Raw genomic sequence first — 18,993 nt, forward strand, 5'->3', positions numbered from 1 at the left:
TCGCAGCAAAATACTGGTCTTATCTGCGAAGTTGATCGGATGCGGTCCGGAGACCGCATTTTTGCAGACGATAGCGGGGAAAAGAGCGGTTAACGCGGCCACCACTTAATGAACTTTTTGTAGCGCCAGGCTAACAGGACCAGAGCTAAAAGCGCATAAATAATGGGTTGCGGCGAAAGGATTTTGACTGACCAGAGATAATGGACAGGTGCCAGGATCGCGACCAGATAGATCAGGTTATGCAATGTTTGCCACCGTTTGCCGAGTTTACGCTGCATGCGCTGGAAAGACGTGACGGCCAGCGCCAACAAGATAAACCAGGAGAGGATCCCCAGCGTCAGATAGGGCCGGGAAATCAGCTCACTGCCCAGCAGGCCGATGTTATTTATTCCCAGCTCCAACAGGTAGTAGCTGGTCAAATGCAAACTGGCCCAGAAAAATGTCCAGATCCCCAGCAGGCGTCGGGTCCGAATAAGCAGGGGTTGTTTTATCAGGCGCGTTAAGGGCGACACCAGCAACGTAGCCAGCAGCAGTTTCAATGCCATTCGGCCGGTAAAATGCTGGATATCCTTTGCCGGATCGGCGCTCAGTCCACCGTGCATCGCGGCCATGATCAAATAAACCAACGGCAGGAACGCAGCCAGATGCAACAGGACTTTAAGCCAGCCGATCTGCTTTATTGTCAGGCGCACTCAATAATTCTCCCGCAAATCCATGCCGCGATAGAGTGAGGCAACCTGATCGGCATAACCGTTGAAGAGTAACGTGGGCTGACGATCCACATTAAAGCTACTGCCCGGCCCAATAAAACGTTCGGTCGCCTGTGACCAGCGTGGATGGTTCACATGAGGATTCACGTTGGCATAGAAACCATACTCATTGTCGGCAATCTGATTCCATGTCGTTGGCGGTTGATCGTGAGTGAGCGTAATTTTCACAATGGACTTGATGCCCTTAAAGCCATATTTCCACGGAACCGTCAGGCGAATCGGCGCACCATTCTGCGGCGGCAGCGCTTTACCGTATACGCCCGTTGTCAGAATCGTAAGCGGATGCATCGCTTCATCCAGACGCAAACCTTCTACATAAGGGTAATTGAGCCCGCCGCCAATAAACCGGTCTTTTTGCCCTGGCATCTGATCGGGCGCGTACAGCGTCTGGAAGGCGACGAAGCGGGCTTTGCTGGTGGGTTCTGCCAGCTTCAGCAGTTTATTCAGTTCAAATCCGATCCAGGGAACGACCATCGACCAGGCTTCAACACAGCGCATGCGATAGATTCGTTGCTCCATCGCGAAGCGCTTAAAAATATCATCCATGTCCAGCGTCACGGGCTTAGCCACTTCGCCCTCAATCGTCAGTTTCCAGGGATCGGTTTTTAGGGTACCGGCGTTCGCCGCAGGATCGGCTTTATCCAGACCGAATTCGTAGAAATTGTTGTATCCGGAAACTTTATCGGCGGGCGTTAAGGGCAGGTTAGCCTGGTACTGGGCGGGTTTGGTAAAGTCAAGCGGACGGCCTGCGGGGGCAGCAGGGCGGTCGTTGCCTTTGAACCAGCTCAGGATATCAGCATTCGCCATGCCGGGAAGGCCCATGGCCGCGGCACCCAGCCCCAGCGTCTGAAGCACCCGACGACGGTTCATATTAAAGATGCTTTCTGGCGTTACATCTGCTTCGGTCAGGCTTTTAGTCGGCTTCATCGTTTTTCTCCAGGCGCGATAGTCTCAACCAGCATGATGACTATTACTTATGCTGGCGAATTTCGCTGCAAAAATGTGAAATTTCCTGGCTTCGCTCTCAAATGGGAATCCACTGAAAAATGTAGAATCAGGCGCTGTGAGATCTTCTCAGCGGTATACTTCGCCTTCACGCACAACGCCACTGTTGCCAGACGACATTTGTGTTATTTTGCACAAATTTCTTCCGGCTGCCGTGCAGCGCCAGCGTGATCCGGCGACAACCGAAGTGAAACAGGCACAGGGATGCGATTAACGACCAAACTTTCTGCATTTATTACACTGATTAGCGTACTGGCAATGGTTTTAATGCTGGTGGGTTGTGCTTTTAGTGTTTTCTGGCTCACGCATCAGCGCGTCGAAAGTCGCGTACAGGTGCTGGCGACCGAAGTTGATAACGTCTTGCTGAGCCAGCCTCCCGATGCGCTTAAGGCCTGGCTGGCCCCTATGTTACCTGTTATTAACGCGGAGCAACTTTCTCTCTATAACGGTCGCCAACCTGTTTTTACGCTGTCCCGCCATGAAAATCAGATGCTCGAGCACGAAAAAAACCGCTATATCCATTTTGACATTGCGCTAATGCACCAACCGGGAATGCGGCTCCAGTTGACGATTCTCGATCCTGCACAAACCTGGCTACGCTCGATTCCTGCGACTTATACCCTTGTCGCCCTCGTGCTGGTTGTACTGATTATGGCGGTGATGCTGTCCATCATCCATCGCTGGCTGGTGCGTCAATGGCGCGGGATGGAACACCTGGAAAGTCGTTCGGCATCGATTCTTGCTGGCGAGCGTACCTTCTTCCGCCAAAAGCAGCGTGATGAGTGGCCGCCCAAAGCCAGTCGGGCGATCGATCAGCTTCTGTCAGATTTACAGGAAGCCGGCGAGCAGCGCGTTCGCATTGATACGTTAATTCGTACCTTTGCTGCGCAGGATGGCCGAACCGGGCTGAATAACCGGCTTTTCTTCGATAATCAGTTGGCCACCTTGCTGGAGGACCAGGAAGATGTCGGGACACACGGCGTGGTCATGATGATCCGCTTTCCTGAGCTCGACACGCACGATCACTCGCTTGGACCGGTGCTGGTTGAAGAGTACCTGTTTAACGTCGTCAATATGCTGTCCACTTTTGTCATGCGTTATCCCGGCGCGCTTCTTGCGCGTTATTTTCGCAGTGATTTTGCGGTATTGCTGCCGCACCGCAGCCTGAAAGAGGCCAACAGCATCGCTGACCAGTTAATTAATGCCGTTGATGCGTTACCTCCTATGCGCATGGTGAACCGTGACGACTTTATTCACATTGGTATCAGCGCCTGGCACAGTGGCCAGACGGTGCCGCAGGTAATGGAAAATGTGGAGATGGCGACGCGACGGGCAACGCTGTCCGGTGGCAATAACTGGTCAAACGGCGCGGGCAATCCGCAGGATGCCGGGCGCGGCAGTGTTCGCTGGCGCACTTTGCTGGAAAATACACTCAGTCGCGGTGGGCCGCGGCTCTATCAAAAACCTGCCGTGGACCGTGAGGGCAAGGTTCGTCATCGTGTCATACTCAGCCGCATCTTTGATGGTGATAAAGAAGTGCTGTCGGCTGAATACATGCCACTGGTGCAGCAGCTTGGGATGGTAGAGAGCTGGGACCGGCAGATGGTGTTGCGCATTGCCGCTTTGTCAGAGCTGTGGCCTGAAGAAACACTGGTTATCCCGGTCAGTATCGACTCTCTGTTAAAGCGTCCCTTTGTCGTCTGGTTGCAGCGAATGTTGCTGGCCTGCCCAAAAAGTCAGCGAAAACGATTTTTATTTGAACTTGCGGAAGGGGATGTTTGTCAACACATCAGCCGTTTGATTCCGGTGTTGCATTCGCTCCAGGCATTTGGCTGCCGGATTGCCATCAGTCAGGCAGGACTGACGGTAGTCAGTAGCGCCTATATCAGGCAACTGCCGGTCGCGTTAATCAAGCTGGATGCCGGCCTGGTGCGCAACATTGAGCGCCGTACTGAAAATCAGCTGTTTGTGCGGAGCCTGCTGGACGTCTGCAAGCCGACCGGTACCCGGCTTTATGCGGCAGGCGTTCGCACAAAAGCGGAGTGGCAAACTCTGGTCGAATTAGGCGTTGAAGGCGGGCAGGGCGACCTGTTTTCACCTTCTCAGCCGGTCAACAGTAATGTGAAAAAGTACTCGCAACGTTACCAGATTTAATCGTTTGCCTAAATTCGCCGGTTTTACGCCAGCTTTTAGTGAATACAGGACAACAAACAGGCAGAATAGAGCGCCTGAAATGTTAGATTTTATGTCGGAGTAAAGTTAAGAAAATTCTTTAACAAGCTGCTCTGATAGCGTGATATCGCTGTTCCGCTCGTGTGCGAAACAGCTGTAAATGATTTAATGCGAATGTCGCCTAATTTTTCACCGAAGCAGAACGTTTTTGCGCCTTGTGGCAGCTTCGTGTGGTTGGTAAAGTAAGCGGATTTTATTTTCCGCCTCCAGCTTGCAGGATTATCCCTTAGTATGTTTAAAAAATTTCGTGGCATGTTTTCCAATGACTTGTCCATTGACCTGGGTACCGCGAACACCCTGATTTATGTAAAAGGACAAGGCATCGTGCTGAACGAGCCTTCCGTAGTGGCTATTCGCCAGGATCGTGCCGGCTCACCTAAAAGTGTAGCGGCCGTTGGTCATGACGCCAAACAGATGCTAGGCCGTACACCGGGCAATATTGCAGCCATTCGTCCTATGAAAGATGGCGTTATCGCCGACTTCTTCGTGACCGAGAAAATGCTGCAGCACTTCATTAAGCAGGTTCACAGCAACAGCTTTATGCGTCCAAGTCCGCGCGTGCTGGTATGTGTGCCTGTCGGTGCCACGCAGGTTGAGCGCCGCGCAATCCGCGAATCTGCCCAAGGGGCGGGTGCACGTGAAGTGTTCCTGATTGAAGAACCTATGGCGGCCGCCATTGGCGCTGGCTTACCGGTTTCTGAAGCGACCGGGTCAATGGTAGTCGATATTGGTGGCGGTACCACTGAAGTTGCCGTCATTTCTTTGAACGGCGTAGTTTACTCTTCTTCCGTGCGTATCGGTGGTGACCGCTTCGATGAAGCCATCATTAATTATGTGCGCCGTAATTACGGTTCACTGATTGGTGAAGCCACAGCGGAACGTATCAAGCATGAGATCGGCTCTGCTTACCCGGGTGACGAAGTGCGTGAGATCGAAGTGCGTGGTCGTAACCTGGCAGAAGGTGTGCCACGCGGCTTTACCCTTAACTCAAATGAAATCCTTGAAGCCCTGCAAGAGCCGCTTACCGGAATTGTGAGTGCAGTAATGGTCGCGCTGGAACAGTGTCCGCCAGAACTCGCCTCTGACATTTCCGAGCGTGGCATGGTCCTGACGGGCGGTGGTGCGCTGCTGAGAAATCTGGATCGTCTGCTGATGGAAGAAACAGGCATTCCTGTTGTCGTCGCGGAAGATCCGCTGACCTGCGTTGCGCGCGGCGGCGGTAAAGCCCTGGAAATGATCGACATGCATGGCGGCGATTTATTCAGCGAAGAATAATGGCCTCAACCGGCTGAGACCGTCGTAACAGTGCGCAGGGAGTAGCGTGTAAACCGGCGCTGCGTGCATCGGTATGATGTGTCCAGCCCAGGAAAGTGCGGTACGTCCGTACTTTCTTACCTTGTAGTCGAGGAACACGCAGATTATATGAAGCCGATTTTTAGCAGAGGCCCTTCTCTGCAATTGCGTCTCTTTCTGGCGGTGATTGTGGCAATTGCCATCATCATCGCAGATAGTCGCGTGAGTTCATTTACGCAAATACGCAACTATCTGGACACATCGGTCAGTCCGTTTTACTTCCTGGCCAACGGCCCGCGTCAACTTCTGGATGGCGTGTCAGATACGCTGGCTTCGCGCCAGCAGCTTGAGCTGGAAAATAAAGCGTTACGTCGGGAGCTGTTTCTGAAAAACAGCGACCTGCTCATGCTGGGGCAATACAAGCAGGAGAATGCACGCCTGCGCGAATTGCTGGGTTCACCTCTGCGTCAGGACGAGCATAAGATGGTGACCCAGGTGATCTCCACCGGTACCGATCCCTATACCGATCAGGTCGTGATTGATAAAGGCAGCGCCAATGGCGTGTATGAAGGTCAGCCGGTCATCAGTGATAAAGGGGTTGTGGGCCAGGTCATCGCTGTCGGTCAGTTTACCAGTCGCGTTCTGCTCATTTGTGATGCATCACATGCGCTGCCCATTCAGGTGCTGCGTAATGATATTCGTGTCATTGCGGCGGGCAATGGCTGTACGGAAGATTTACAACTGGAACATCTGCCAGGCAATACCGATATTCGCGTGGGCGATGTGTTAGTCACCTCAGGCTTAGGTGGCCGCTTCCCTGAAGGCTATCCTGTCGGTGTCGTGTCCTCGGTAAAAGTGGATACGCAACGCGCTTATACCGTGATTCAGGCACATCCTACTGCGGGTCTGCAACGTCTGCGCTATTTGCTGCTGCTTTGGGGAGCCGATCATAATGGTGATATGCCTATGGCGCCTGATGAAGTGCATCGGGTCGCGAACGAGCGCCTGATGCAAATGATGCCGCAGGTGCTGCCGCCTGCCGGCGAAATGGGGCCGCCTGCGCCCACCACACAGACTACCACACCCGCTTCGGGCAGCAGCGAAAGTCGTTCGCAGGATGCCGCTTCCCGCTCACGCGGAGGCCAGAATTGAGTCGATATCGCAGCCAGGGACGATGGGTGATCTGGCTGTCCTTTCTGATGGCGTTTATTCTGCAAATCATGCCATGGCCGGAACAGATCTATATGTTCCGGCCATCGTGGCTATTGTTGATTCTGGTGTATTGGGTGCTGGCGCTGCCGCATCGCGTGAATGTGGGCAGCGGTTTTCTGCTGGGGGCGATTATGGATTTAATCGCCGGTTCGACGTTGGGCGTTCGCGCTCTGGCGCTCAGCATTATCGCCTATCTGGTTGCGTTTAAATTCCAGTTATTCCGTAACTTAGCATTGTGGCAGCAGGCGTTAATGGTTATGGTGCTGTCATTAGCAATGGATGTGATCGTCTTCTGGGCAGAGTTTCTGGTGATCAACGTCTCATTCCGCCCTGAAATTTTCTGGAGCAGTGTTGTCGACGGGATTCTCTGGCCGTGGCTATTCTTATTGATGAGAAAGATCCGCCGTCAGTTCGCTGTTCAATAAGGAAATTTATGGTAACCCTGTATCTGGCCTCCGCGTCTCCCCGCCGACGTGAACTGCTGAGCCAGCTTGGCATCACCTTCGAGCGTCTTGTCACTGATGTTGAAGAGCAACGTCAGCCCGGTGAAACGGCGGAGGGCTATGTTCGACGCCTGGCGCATGACAAAGCTAAAGCGGGCGTCACGCTTGCCCGGCAAGACTTACCGGTGCTGGGTGCCGACACCATCGTGGTGCTCAATGGCGAGGTGCTGGAAAAGCCCCACGATGCCGACCATGCCAGCGCGATGCTCAGTAAACTCTCGGGAAAAACGCATCAGGTCATGACGGCTATCGCGCTGGCCGATCGTCAGCAGGTGCTGGACTGTCTGGTGGTCACCGAGGTGACGTTTCGTAACTTAACCGCACACGACATCAATGAGTACATCGCCACAGGTGAACCTATGGATAAAGCAGGCGCTTACGGTATTCAGGGAAAGGGCGGAAACTTTGTTCGTAAAATCAATGGAAGTTATCACGCAGTCGTCGGATTACCGTTGGTTGAGACCGCGGAACTGATCGACCAGTTCCAGTCACTGCGTGCCGTAAGGGGTTAACATGACGGCAGAACTACTGGTTAACGTTACGCCTGCTGAAACGCGCGTCGCCTACATTGATGGCGGTATCCTGCAGGAAATTCACATTGAGCGCGAAGCCCGGCGTGGCATCGTCGGTAATATTTACAAAGGGCGCGTCAGCCGGGTTTTGCCTGGCATGCAGGCGGCATTTGTGGATATCGGGCTTGATAAAGCGGCCTTCCTGCATGCGTCCGACATCATGCCGCATACAGAATGCGTTGCGGGCGATGAAAAGAAAAATTTCGTGGTACGTGATATCGCGGAGCTGGTGCGTCAGGGACAGGATCTCGTGGTGCAGGTGGTGAAAGATCCCCTTGGCACTAAAGGCGCGCGGCTGACCACAGATATCACGTTGCCCTCGCGCTATCTGGTGTTTATGCCCGGCGCTTCACACGTTGGCGTTTCACAACGCATTGCCAGTGAAAAAGAGCGTGAACGGCTTAAAGCCGTCGTGGCCGACTACTGTGACGACCTGGGCGGTTTCATCATCCGCACCGCCGCGGAAGGTATTGGCGAAGAAGAGCTGGCGCAGGATGCTGCGTTTCTGAAACGGCTTTGGACCAAAGTCAGAGAGCGGAAAAAGCGCAATCAAACCCGTTGTTTACTCTATGGTGAGTTGGCGCTGGCGCAGCGTATTCTGCGCGATTTTGCGGGCGCAGCGCTGGATCGCATTCGTGTCGATTCGCGCCTGACCTGCGATCTCCTCAAGGAATTCACCAGCGAATACATCCCGGAGATGTCCAGCAAGCTCGAGCTTTACAATGGCAAACAGCCCATCTTTGATCTGTTTGATGTTGAGAACGAGATTCAGCGCTCACTGGAACGTAAAGTTGAACTGAAATCTGGCGGATACCTCATCATCGACCAAACTGAAGCGATGACGACAATCGACATCAACACCGGTGCCTTTGTCGGCCACCGAAACCTTGATGAAACTATTTTTAACACCAATGTGGAAGCGACACAGGCGATCGCCCGCCAACTGAGGCTACGTAACCTTGGCGGCATCATCATTATCGACTTCATTGATATGAGTAATGAAGATCATCGCCGTCGCGTGCTGCATTCGTTGGAAACCGCGCTCAGTAAAGACAGAGTGAAGACGGGCATCAGCGGGTTTTCCGCCTTAGGGCTGGTGGAAATGACGCGCAAGCGTACGCGCGAAAGTATCGAACACGTGCTGTGTGAGGATTGCCCGGTGTGTAAAGGGCGCGGCACACTGAAGACCGTCGAAACGGTGTGCTACGAAATTATGCGTGAAATTGTTCGTGTTCATCATGCTTATGATTCTGACCGTTTCCTGGTCTACGTGTCGCCGACGGTGGGCGAAGCGTTGAAAACGGATGAGTCCCATGCGCTGGCGGAAGTGGAGCTGTTTGTCGGCAAGCAGGTAAAGGTGCATGTTGAAGCGCTCTATACTCAGGAACAGTTCGATGTGGTCATGATGTAGTGCTGGCCGGTCAGGCTCACGATGTCTGGCCGCACATTTTAGGGTAAAATGTGGCCCCATACCGCTTATGTCATAAGACGCCGGGTATGAGCAGCAACCATCCGTCGTTAACGGTAGACAAGGAGAGGTGTGAGTGAGGCAGTTGCCAAGAGTGATGTTACTGCTGCTCGCGACAGTCATTGTGATTGTGGCGCTGCTGGTCAGTGCGCTGCGTCTGGCGATGCCGCACCTTGATAACTATCGTAGTCAGGTCTTAGAGTTTGTTTCTGATGTCAGCGGTGCCAATGTTAACGCCAGCCAGCTGAAGGGCAAGTGGGAAAATTTTGGGCCCACGCTGCAAATCCGTGACCTGAACGTGGACATGAAACAAACGGGGACGCTCTCGATCGCGCGTATTACCGTTGCGCTGGACGTCTGGCAGTCATTGCTCCACTGGCGCTGGCAGTTCCGCGATCTGACTTTCTGGCAGTTGCACTTTAACAGCACTCAGCCTCTCCTGACCAGTGACAACGAGAAGCACAGCTTCAGGCTCACCCAGATCAACGATCTGTTTTTACGCCAGTTCGATCACTTCGATCTGCGCGACAGCACGATTGGTTTTATCACGCCATCCGGTCAGCATGCTGAACTGGCTATCCCTAAACTCACCTGGCTGAACGAACATACCCGACATCGCGCAGAAGGTGAGGTCAGCCTGTCGAGTTTTACCGGACAGCACGGTGTTGTGCAGGTCCGTCTCGACCTGAACGATAACGAAGGCTTACTCAACGACGGTCGCATCTGGATGCAGGCTGATGACGTGGATATGCGCCCCTGGCTGGGCCGCTGGGTGCGGGATAACACCCGTCTGGACAGCGCCCGGTTTAGCCTGGCAGCCTGGGTCACTCTGCGTGATGGTGATATCTACGCTGGCGACCTGCTGTTAAGTCAAGGCGGCGCAAGCTGGCAGGGCGAGAGCGGCCCCCATACTCTCAACGTTGATGGTCTGACGGCGCACCTTTCGCGTTATAAAAATGGCTGGGTGGTAACGGTGCCGCAAACCAAACTCAGCACAGACGGCAATGCGTGGCCTGCTGGTCATTTTTCGCTGTTCTGGCAACCGCAGGACGAGCAGATGCTGGGCAGCAACAGCGAGGCCGAAGTCCGCGTTCGTGCGACGCAGTTAGCATTAGATCGCATCGCGCCGCTGGTGCCGCTTTTTGCGCCTCTCTCACCTGCGCTGTTTGATAACTGGCGTGCATTGCGGCCGCGGGGCACGATTGATGGGCTTGCGTTAGATATTCCCTTAGCACAACCCGAGCAGACCCGCTTTCAGGTAAAGTGGCGTGATTTTAGCTGGCAGTACTGGAAGCTGGTTCCCGGCATCAGCCATCTTAATGGTGAGGCGACAGGCAGCCTGAACGATGGGCAAGCCGCAATTGCGATGGGGCAGGCTACGGTGCCTTATGGTGATATGTTCCAGGCACCGCTGGAGATCAAACAGATCACCGGCAACCTTAACTGGACGCAGGATAAGCAGGGGCTGACGCTGGCGGGTCACGACCTTGACATTCAGGCCCGTTCCCTTTGGGCGCACGGCGATTTCCGCTATCAGCAAAACAGTGATGCGCAACCTCAACTGAATATTCTGGCCGGCATTAACGTCACGAACGCTGGTGATGCGTGGCGCTATTTTCCGACACCGATAATGGGCCACTCGCTGACACACTATTTAAGCGGTGCGATTAAAGGCGGCAAGGTCAGTAATGCCACGCTGCTGTTTAACGGTAATCCAGCGCTTTTTCCCTTCCAGCACAACGACGGGATGTTCCAGGTTTGGGTGCCGTTACGCCAGGCAACCTATGCGTTCCAGCCGGGCTGGCCCGATCTCAGCAATCTTGATATCGATCTTAACTTCCTGAATGACGGCCTGTGGATGAATGCGCCACTGGCGAAACTGGGTGAAGTCGATGCCCGCAATGTCAGCGCTGTCATCCCGGATTATCTGAAGGAAAAGCTGATTATTAATGGCGATATCAGCGGTGACGGGCAGCAAATCGGTGAGTACTTCCAGCACACGCCGCTCAAATCGTCGCTGGGAGCGGCACTGGAACAGCTCCAGGTCAAAGGCCTGACCAAAGGTCATCTCAAGCTGGATATTCCATTGAATGGCAAAGATGTTCACGCCAGCGGGGATGTGCAGATGAATAACAACAGCCTGCATATCAAACCCCTGAATACCACAATGACCCATTTGACGGGGCAGTTCCGCTATAACAACGGCAATCTCGAAAGCGATACGCTGCAGGCCAACTGGTTTGGACAGCCGATTGATGTCAGCTTCACGACGCAGGAGAATCCTGACGATTTTGGCGTGAACGTCAAATTACAGGCGGACTGGCAACTGGCAAAAATCACTGACATACCCCGACAGATTAGCAGCCAACTGGCCGGTCATCTTCCGTGGCAAGGTGAGGTAAACGTCACCTTGCCTCACAAGGGCGGTGCGCATTATGCCGTGCAACTCAAAGGAGACGGTAAGGAAGTAAGTAGTCGCTTACCTCCACCACTCGACAAAAAGGCTGGCGAGAGCCTGCCGGTTACCGTTAATGCAAACGGCGACTTAACGCATTTCGATCTGAGCGGCAGCGTTGACGAGCGGCACCGGTTTAACAGCCGCTGGCTGCTGGAGCCCACGCTGCGCGTTGAGCGAGGCATCTGGCTTAACGACACCAAAACCACACCGGCGCTGCCGGATCGTTCAGGCATGGTGCTGAATTTGCCTGCGCTCGATGGCGAAGCCTGGGCGGCACTCCTGATGGCGGGCGAAGGCGGAGCGGCCAGCCCGTCGGGTGAGCATAAGGTGGGCGGGGCAACGTTGCCAGGCAATATTATCTTACGTAGCCCCGCTGTCAGTCTGGCAGGGCAAGAGTGGCATGACGTGGATACCACCGTCACCCAGGAAATGGGCGGTAAAACCCAGGTGAAGGTTAATGCCAAAGAGTTACGTGGTCAGCTTACGACCTCGCCGTCAGCAGCGTGGCAGGTTGCTCTGGATTATCTTTATTACAATCCCGACTGGCAGGGCGCTGACGGAAAAAATACCGCGGCTTCGCCACTGGGGCAAAAAAGCGACCAGATTGACTTTAGCAAGTGGCCTGCGGTGCAGTTTCAGTGTGCAGAATGCTGGCTGATGGGACAAAAATACGGGCGCGTTTCCGCTGGGCTGCAACCTAAAGGAAGTACGTTAGCACTTACTAATGGCTTGGTGGATACAGGCAGTTCGCGTCTGAATATTCAGGGCGAATGGGTTAACCGGCCCAACGACCAGCGTACCTCGCTGAAAGGCACCTTGCAGGGCAGCAACATCAATAACGCAACCAACTGGTTCGGCGTAAATACGCCATTACGCGATGCACCTTTCAAAATTAACTATGACCTGCACTGGCGCGCTGCACCCTGGCAACCATCAGCGGAAACGCTGAGCGGCACACTGAAAACACACTTTGGTAAAGGCCAGATAACGGATGTGGATACCGGTGCGGCGGGGCAGATTTTGCGCCTGCTCAGTTTTGATGCACTGCTACGTAAACTGCGTTTCGACTTCAGTGATACTTTTAAACAGGGTTTCTATTTCGATTCAATCAATGGTACCGCCTGGATTGAAGATGGCGTCATCCGTACTGATAACCTGTCAGTCGATGGGCTGGAGGCGGATATCGCCATGCAGGGCAATATGGATCTTGTGAAGCGACGGATTGATATGGAAGCCATAGTTACCCCGGAAATTTCCGCCTCCGTTGGTGTCGCCACCGCGTTCGCGATTAACCCGGTCGTCGGGGCCGCGGTATTCGCGGCCAGTAAGGTTCTGGGGCCGCTCTGGAGTAAAATTTCTGTGCTGCGCTATCACATCAGCGGCCCGCTCGATAAGCCCAAAATTGACGAGGTTATGCGTAAGCCACGCGAAACCTATAACAAGTGATATTTGACGGCGTAACATAATTGCCTCAGGCTATGAATATCCGAGCACATATTGAGTGAGAAACGATGACTCTGAATCTGGTAAGTGAGCAGTTGCTAACTGCTAACAACATTAATCAGCAGGACCTTTTTTCCCTGTTAGGGCAGCTTTCAGAACGTCGTCTGGACTATGCCGATCTTTATTTTCAGTCCAGCTTCCATGAATCCTGGGTTCTGGAAGATAAAATCATTAAAGATGGTTCCTACCATATCGATCAGGGCGTGGGTGTCCGCGCCGTCAGCGGCGAAAAAACCGGCTTCGCCTATGCCGATCAGATCACAATGAATGCCCTGCGTCTGTCATCAGAAGCGGCCCGCAGCATCGTACGCGAGCAGGGGAATGGCAAGGCGCACACGCTGTCAGCCGTCGTCAACCGCGCGCTCTATGCGCCTGTCGATCCGCTTGGCAGCCTCAGCCGTGAAGACAAAATCGCCCTGTTACATCGTGTTGACCAGGTTGCGCGGGCTGCTGACCCACGGGTTCAGGAAGTGAATGCCAGCCTGACCGGCGTATATGAGCAGGTCCTGGTGGCGGCAACCGATGGTACCCTGGCCGCCGATGTGCGTCCGCTGGTGCGTCTGTCCATCAGCGTTCAGGTGGAAGATCAAGGCAAACGCGAACGGGGTACCAGCGGTGGCGGTGCGCGTACTGGTTACGCGTTTTTCCTCGCTGATGAAAATGGCGATGTGCGCGCTGATGCCTGGGCACGCGAAGCGGTACGCATGGCACTGGTCAATCTTTCCGCAGTGGCTGCGCCTGCAGGCGCTTTACCGGTGGTGCTGGGGCGGGCTGGCCAGGCGTGCTGCTGCATGAAGCCGTGGGTCATGGTCTGGAAGGCGACTTCAATCGCCGTGGAACCTCCGTTTTTAGCGGTAAGATGGGCCAACTGGTGGCGTCTGACCTCTGTACGGTGGTTGATGATGGCACGATCGAGGGATTACGCGGTTCACTGGCTATTGACGATGAAGGCGTACCCGGACAGTACAACGTATTGATTGAAAATGGCGTATTGAAAGGCTACATGCAGGACAAGCTGAATGCCCGGCTGATGGGCGTGAATCCTACCGGAAACGGTCGTCGCGAATCTTATGCGCACCTGCCAATGCCTCGTATGACCAACACCTACATGCTGGCGGGTAAATCGACGCCGCAGGACATTATTGAAAGTGTGGAATACGGGTTGTATGCGCCTAATTTTGGTGGCGGCCAGGTCGATATTACGTCGGGTAAATTTGTGTTTTCCACGTCCGAAGCCTATCTGATTGAGAAAGGCAAAGTCACCAAACCGGTAAAAGGGGCGACATTGATCGGCTCCGGTATTGAGGCAATGCAGCAAATCTCTATGGTTGGCAACGATCTGGCGCTCGATAAAGGCGTTGGCGTGTGCGGTAAAGAAGGCCAGAGTCTGCCGGTTGGCGTGGGCCAGCCTACGCTCAAGCTGGACAAGCTGACTATCGGCGGCACCGCCTGATTAGCCTGACAAACCCGCCTGCTGGCGGGTTTTTTTAGTGCGCTACTATTACATCCTGAAGGCGCCACATTCAGTAAACGCTGGCGCGATTTTCCTGTCTCTGCCGTAAATGAGGCCTGTTTAAAGTCCTGCTCCGCACCTTTGTGATGCCCTGTTCTGCACCTTGCTAAAGGCGACGCGCTATGTCTTGCGGTGCTGCTTGTACTGCTCGGCAACCTGTTCAAAGTAGTGCGTCAGGTAGTCGATACAGACCTGAACTTTCAGCGGCAGCTTGTCTTTTTCGGTGTATAACGCATAAACCGGACGCGGGTCGGATTGATAGTGTGGGAATAAAATATCGATCTCTCCGCTCTTGATCTCATCTGCCACCCACATCATCGGGACATAGGCGATGCCGTTGCCTGCCTTAAGCCAGCGAATTAACGTCTGGGAGTCATTGGTGACGAAACGCCCCTGAGGTGACAAACGAGTCACAAGGCCTTCGGGTGCAATCAATTCAAAATTGTTGTCGGGGCGAACGCTGTATTCCAGCCAGGCGAATTTTGTAATGTCTGCCGGTTTTTCGGGTGTTCCATGCTGCGCCAGGTAGGATTTAGCGGCACACACCACCATGGGCATTGCCCCCAGCCTGCGTGAAAACAGACTGGAATCTTTCAATGCGCCCACCCGAATAACCACGTCCAGGCCATCGGCGATTAAATCGGGGGCAGGAATGCCGGTGACAAGATTGACACTCAGGCCGGGATAGTCACGCAACATATCACTGGTCATGCCGGCCAGGACGTTCTGCGCCATCGTGGAGGAACTGCCAATCCGTAACACCCCGACAGGTGTATTATTAAACGCATATAACTGCTCATGTACCTGGCTGGCTTCAGCCAGCATGCGGCGGCAACCCTGATAGTAAATTTTCCCCGCTTCGGTCAGGCCGATGCTGCGTGTGCTGCGATTGAGTAACTTAACCTGAAGGGCATCTTCCAGCCTGGCGATTATCTGGCTGATGGATGACACGCTGAGATGAAGCTGTCGTGCGGCCGCCGTGAAAGAACCTAATTCAACCACTTTGGCAAATATCGACATACCTTTAAGTCGTTCCATTGTTTACTCTGGCTAAAAAGTGATTTAGATCACATTCAGTAGAAAACGTATAGTTAAGCGCGTTACTATAAGCGTACCGGGGTATCACCTGGCGACGCTTCATTACCTGAAAACACCCGATGATACGCTATTATTAAGCCAGCCGTAGTTCAGATGTGGCTTAGGGCGCAGGCTTTTGCGTCGATCAAGGCGGTGGACTATCCCGGCCGTGTCGAACTAAGGATTTTTAATGAGTGTACTTCCGGTCTTTGTCATGTTTGGGCTCTCTTTTCCGCCCATTTTTATCGAACTCATCGTTTCACTTATGCTGTTTTGGCTGGTGAAACGCGTGCTGACGCCCAGTGGTATTTACGATCTTGTCTGGCACCCGGCACTCTTCAATACAGCTCTCTACTGCTGTGTATTTTATTTAGTATCCCGTTTATTCGTTTGAGGTTTACGTGAACACGCTTATAAGAAAAATCGCGCGTTACGCGATCACCATCCTGCTGGTCATCATCGCCGTTATCATCATATTCCGTGCCTGGGTGTTCTACACCGAATCGCCCTGGACGCGTGATGCCAGATTTGCAGCCGACGTGGTGGCCATTTCTCCTGATGTCACTGGGTTAATTACGGATGTGCCGGTTCATGACAACCAGCTCGTTAAAAAAGGCGATACGCTGTTTGTTGTCGATCGTCCCCGCTATCAAAAGGCGCTGGATGAAGCCCAGGCGGACGTAGAATATTACCAGGCGCTGGTGAATGAAAAACGCCGTGAGGCCGGACGTCGTAACCAACTCGGCACCTCTGCGATGTCGCGTGAAGCCATCGAGCAATCCAATAACGATTTGCAAACCACAGAACACCAGCTGGCGAAATCTGTTGCGACCCGCGATCTGGCGAAAATTGATCTGGAGCGGACCACGATTAAGGCACCGTCAGACGGCTGGGTGACGAACCTGAATGTTTACCAGGGTGAATTCATTACGCGCGGCTCGGTTGCGGTCGCCCTGGTGCAGCAGCACTCCTTTTATGTGCTGGCCTATCTGGAAGAGACCAAACTGCACGGCGTCAGACCGGGCTTTCGGGCAGAGATCACGCCATTGGGCAGCAACATCACCTTACGTGGCACCGTGGACAGCATTGCGGCAGGCGTAACCAACAGCAGTAGCAGTGTTGACAGCAAGGGGATGGCAACCGTTCAGTCTAATCTGGAATGGGTTCGCCTGGCTCAGCGCGTACCGGTCCGCATCCGACTTGATCAGCAGCCTGGTAATCAGTTCCCTGCCGGCACGACGGCGACCGTGGTGATTACTGGCGCGGAGGATCGTCCGCACCAGGCGGTTTCACCCATGATGTCCTTCTTTAACCGCCTGCGTGAGTTTGGTTAAGAGGGCGATATGATCGAATTTCTCCGTTTCCCGATAAAGCTGACCTTTGCCCTGGTGGCAGCGTTGATGATCGGCTTTCATCTCAACCTTGAAACACCGCGCTGGGCCGTGATGACCGCCGGGATTGTTGCAGGGGGAACGGCGTTTGCGGCAGGAGGCGATCCCTACTCTGGCGCATTACGCTATCGCGGTCTTCTGCGTATTATCGGTACTTTAATTGGCTGTGTTGCCGCTCTGGTTATCATGATTGCCACTGTGCGAGCGCCAGTGGTCATGCTGTTGCTGTGCTGTATCTGGGCCGGTTTTTGCGTATGGCTTTCGTCGCTGATTAAAGTCGAAAATTCCTATGCGCTCGGTCTCGCGGGCTATACCGCATTAATTATCGTGGTCACGGCAAACGCCAGCGGCGGCCTTACGCTGGTTCCGCAATATGCGGTGGAACGCTGTAGCGAAATTATCCTGGGCATCCTTTGCGCCATTCTGGCAGATATGATTTTTTCCCCGCGCTCCATTAAAAAAGTGATTGATGCCGAGGTGACGTCGCTGCTGGTGGCCCATTACCGGTTGCTGCAACTGTGTGTGGCGCATCAGGACAAAGAGGAAGTCGATAAAGCCTGGAGTGCGCTGGTACGACGCACAACCGCGCTGAGCAGTATGCGTAGCCAGTTAATGATGGAGTCGTCACGCTGGCAAAATACCAGCCGCCGTCTGCAGATGCTAAACACGCTATCGCTGACGCTGATTACACAGGCGGCGGAAACGTTTTTGATTCAGAACTCACGTCCTGAGTACATTCCCACGCAGTATCGCGTGCTGACGGAAAAAGAGGCCACGACGCCAGAAGATGTGCATAAACGTCTGAAAACGATGCGGCGACTCATGGCAGCCAGCAGTAAAACCGTGCCGGAAACGTTGGGGAGTTGGATGAGTGCCGCAACGGAATACCAGCTGTTGATTCATGGTGTGAAGAGCAATAGTCGTATTACCGATCTGGAAGCGCGCATTCTCCAGCGAGAAGTCGTGATTCAGGCGCGTTCGGCAGAAACCCACCATGCGATGATAAACGGTATTCGTACGTTTGTGGCGACGGCACTGGGCTCATTATTCTGGCTCTATACCGGCTGGACTTCAGGTAGTGGCTGTATGGTCATGCTTGGCGTGATTACCGCCCTGGCGATGCGCATGCCTAATCCGCTCATGATGGCGAAAGACTTCGTTTATGGTATGACGGTCGCGATACCGCTGGGGGCGCTCTATTTTATGTACATCTTGCCCAATACGCAGCAAAGCGCTCTGCTGCTGTGCATTGCCATCGGTTTACTGGGCTTTATTTCAGGCATTCTCATTCAACGCCGCCAGATTGGTACGCTGGGCGCGATGGCCGGTACGATTAACGTCCTGGTGCTGGATAATCCGATGCAGTTCAACTTTACAGTTTTTATCGATAACGCACTGGGGCAGTGGATCGGGAGTTTTCTTGCCTTAATGGTGATTCTGCTGATCCGTGATAAATCGAAAGCACGAACAGGACGTAAATTGCTTAACCGCTTTATGTATGCTGCGGTGTCGGCAATGACCACCAATAAGGCGCGCCGGCGTGAAAACCATTTGCCAGCATTGTACCAGCAGCTCTTCTTATTGCTTAACCTGTTTCCCGGCGACATCGACAAATACCGCATCGCCCTGACGTTAATCATTGGACATCAACGATTGCGTGCGGCAGACGTGCCGATTAATGCGGAGCTTTCCGCCTTCCACCGCCAGTTACGGCACACGGCCGATCGTATCATTGCCGTCCGTAGTGATGAGAAGCGCCGTTATTATTTCCAACGCTTGCTGCGCGAGCTGGATGTCTATCAGGAAAAGCTGGCCCTTTATGATGCACCGGACAGTGTTACCGAGCCGGTGAAACGGCTGTCTGAGATGCTTTCAAAGTATCAAAATACGCTCGTCCAAATCTGAATTTGGGCCGTCAGCCATGCTGGCGGCCCTTTCACTTTCCTTCCTTCCCCGACCTGTCATTTTTGCCATCTATACTTTCCTGAAGTAAAAA

At 53.7% G+C, this 18,993-nt stretch carries 13 protein-coding genes and 1 pseudogene; 11 read left to right on the forward strand and 3 right to left on the reverse strand.

What is annotated here, in order from left to right:
- Nucleotides 1-89 precede the first annotated feature (89 nt).
- Together msrQ and msrP are read right to left on the reverse strand one after the other, a co-directional pair.
- Nucleotides 90-692 (reverse strand): protein-methionine-sulfoxide reductase heme-binding subunit MsrQ, encoded by a 603-nt coding sequence (gene msrQ / locus GC090_RS02345; protein WP_006120980.1) that lies wholly within the window; start codon nt 690-692, stop codon nt 90-92.
- Nucleotides 693-1,697 (reverse strand): protein-methionine-sulfoxide reductase catalytic subunit MsrP, encoded by a 1,005-nt coding sequence (msrP, locus tag GC090_RS02350; protein WP_006120979.1) that lies wholly within the window; start codon nt 1,695-1,697, stop codon nt 693-695.
- A 282-nt stretch (nt 1,698-1,979) separates the two neighbouring features.
- Here msrP and csrD point away from each other — a divergent pair, with 282 nt between their 5' ends.
- From csrD to tldD, 8 genes and pseudogenes are all read left to right on the forward strand, one after another.
- Complete coding sequence (csrD, locus tag GC090_RS02355) at nt 1,980-3,929, forward strand: RNase E specificity factor CsrD (RefSeq protein ID WP_110268752.1); 1,950 nt, start codon at nt 1,980-1,982, stop codon at nt 3,927-3,929.
- A gap of 309 nt (nt 3,930-4,238) precedes the next feature.
- Nucleotides 4,239-5,282 carry a rod shape-determining protein MreB gene (mreB, locus tag GC090_RS02360; protein ID WP_003855260.1) on the forward strand — a complete coding sequence of 348 codons (1,044 nt, stop codon included), beginning with the start codon at nt 4,239-4,241 and terminating at the stop codon, nt 5,280-5,282.
- A gap of 147 nt (nt 5,283-5,429) precedes the next feature.
- On the forward strand, nt 5,430-6,452 hold the full coding sequence (mreC, locus tag GC090_RS02365) for a rod shape-determining protein MreC (protein ID WP_006120977.1): 1,023 nt from the start codon (nt 5,430-5,432) through the stop codon (nt 6,450-6,452).
- Nucleotides 6,449-6,937: a rod shape-determining protein MreD gene (gene mreD / locus GC090_RS02370; protein ID WP_006120976.1), complete on the forward strand. Its 489-nt coding sequence runs from the start codon at nt 6,449-6,451 to the stop codon at nt 6,935-6,937. The genes mreC and mreD overlap by 4 nt, the downstream gene beginning before the upstream one ends.
- 8 nt (nt 6,938-6,945) lie before the next feature.
- Nucleotides 6,946-7,527 carry a Maf family protein gene (locus tag GC090_RS02375; RefSeq protein ID WP_058702694.1) on the forward strand — a complete coding sequence of 194 codons (582 nt, stop codon included), beginning with the start codon at nt 6,946-6,948 and terminating at the stop codon, nt 7,525-7,527.
- A gap of 1 nt (nt 7,528) precedes the next feature.
- Nucleotides 7,529-8,998, forward strand: a complete 1,470-nt coding sequence (gene rng / locus GC090_RS02380) for a ribonuclease G (protein WP_054633002.1) — start codon at nt 7,529-7,531, stop codon at nt 8,996-8,998.
- Nucleotides 8,999-9,131: 133 nt separating this feature from the next.
- Nucleotides 9,132-12,959, forward strand: coding sequence for an AsmA2 domain-containing protein YhdP (gene yhdP / locus GC090_RS02385; protein ID WP_164482629.1), 3,828 nt, complete (start codon nt 9,132-9,134; stop codon nt 12,957-12,959).
- Between the two features lie 65 nt (nt 12,960-13,024).
- Nucleotides 13,025-14,469: pseudogene (gene tldD / locus GC090_RS02390) on the forward strand (metalloprotease TldD).
- Nucleotides 14,470-14,649: 180 nt separating this feature from the next.
- Here tldD and aaeR read toward each other — a convergent pair.
- Complete coding sequence (aaeR, locus tag GC090_RS02395) at nt 14,650-15,567, reverse strand: HTH-type transcriptional activator AaeR (protein ID WP_006120971.1); 918 nt, start codon at nt 15,565-15,567, stop codon at nt 14,650-14,652.
- 229 nt (nt 15,568-15,796) lie between these two features.
- Between aaeR and aaeX the strand changes: the two genes are divergently transcribed.
- From aaeX to aaeB, 3 genes are read left to right on the forward strand one after another with little or no spacing between them, the layout of a single operon-like run.
- Nucleotides 15,797-16,000: a p-hydroxybenzoic acid efflux pump operon protein AaeX gene (gene aaeX, locus GC090_RS02400; RefSeq protein ID WP_006120970.1), complete on the forward strand. Its 204-nt coding sequence runs from the start codon at nt 15,797-15,799 to the stop codon at nt 15,998-16,000.
- A 7-nt stretch (nt 16,001-16,007) separates the two neighbouring features.
- On the forward strand, nt 16,008-16,940 hold the full coding sequence (gene aaeA, locus GC090_RS02405) for a p-hydroxybenzoic acid efflux pump subunit AaeA (RefSeq protein ID WP_033740058.1): 933 nt from the start codon (nt 16,008-16,010) through the stop codon (nt 16,938-16,940).
- 9 nt (nt 16,941-16,949) lie between these two features.
- On the forward strand, nt 16,950-18,902 hold the full coding sequence (aaeB, locus tag GC090_RS02410; RefSeq protein ID WP_039341742.1) for a p-hydroxybenzoic acid efflux pump subunit AaeB: 1,953 nt from the start codon (nt 16,950-16,952) through the stop codon (nt 18,900-18,902).
- Nucleotides 18,903-18,993 lie beyond the last annotated feature (91 nt).

Origin of the sequence: Pantoea sp. JZ29 (genome assembly GCF_035190385.1) — a bacterium.
Taxonomy (GTDB): domain Bacteria; phylum Pseudomonadota; class Gammaproteobacteria; order Enterobacterales; family Enterobacteriaceae; genus Pantoea; species Pantoea stewartii.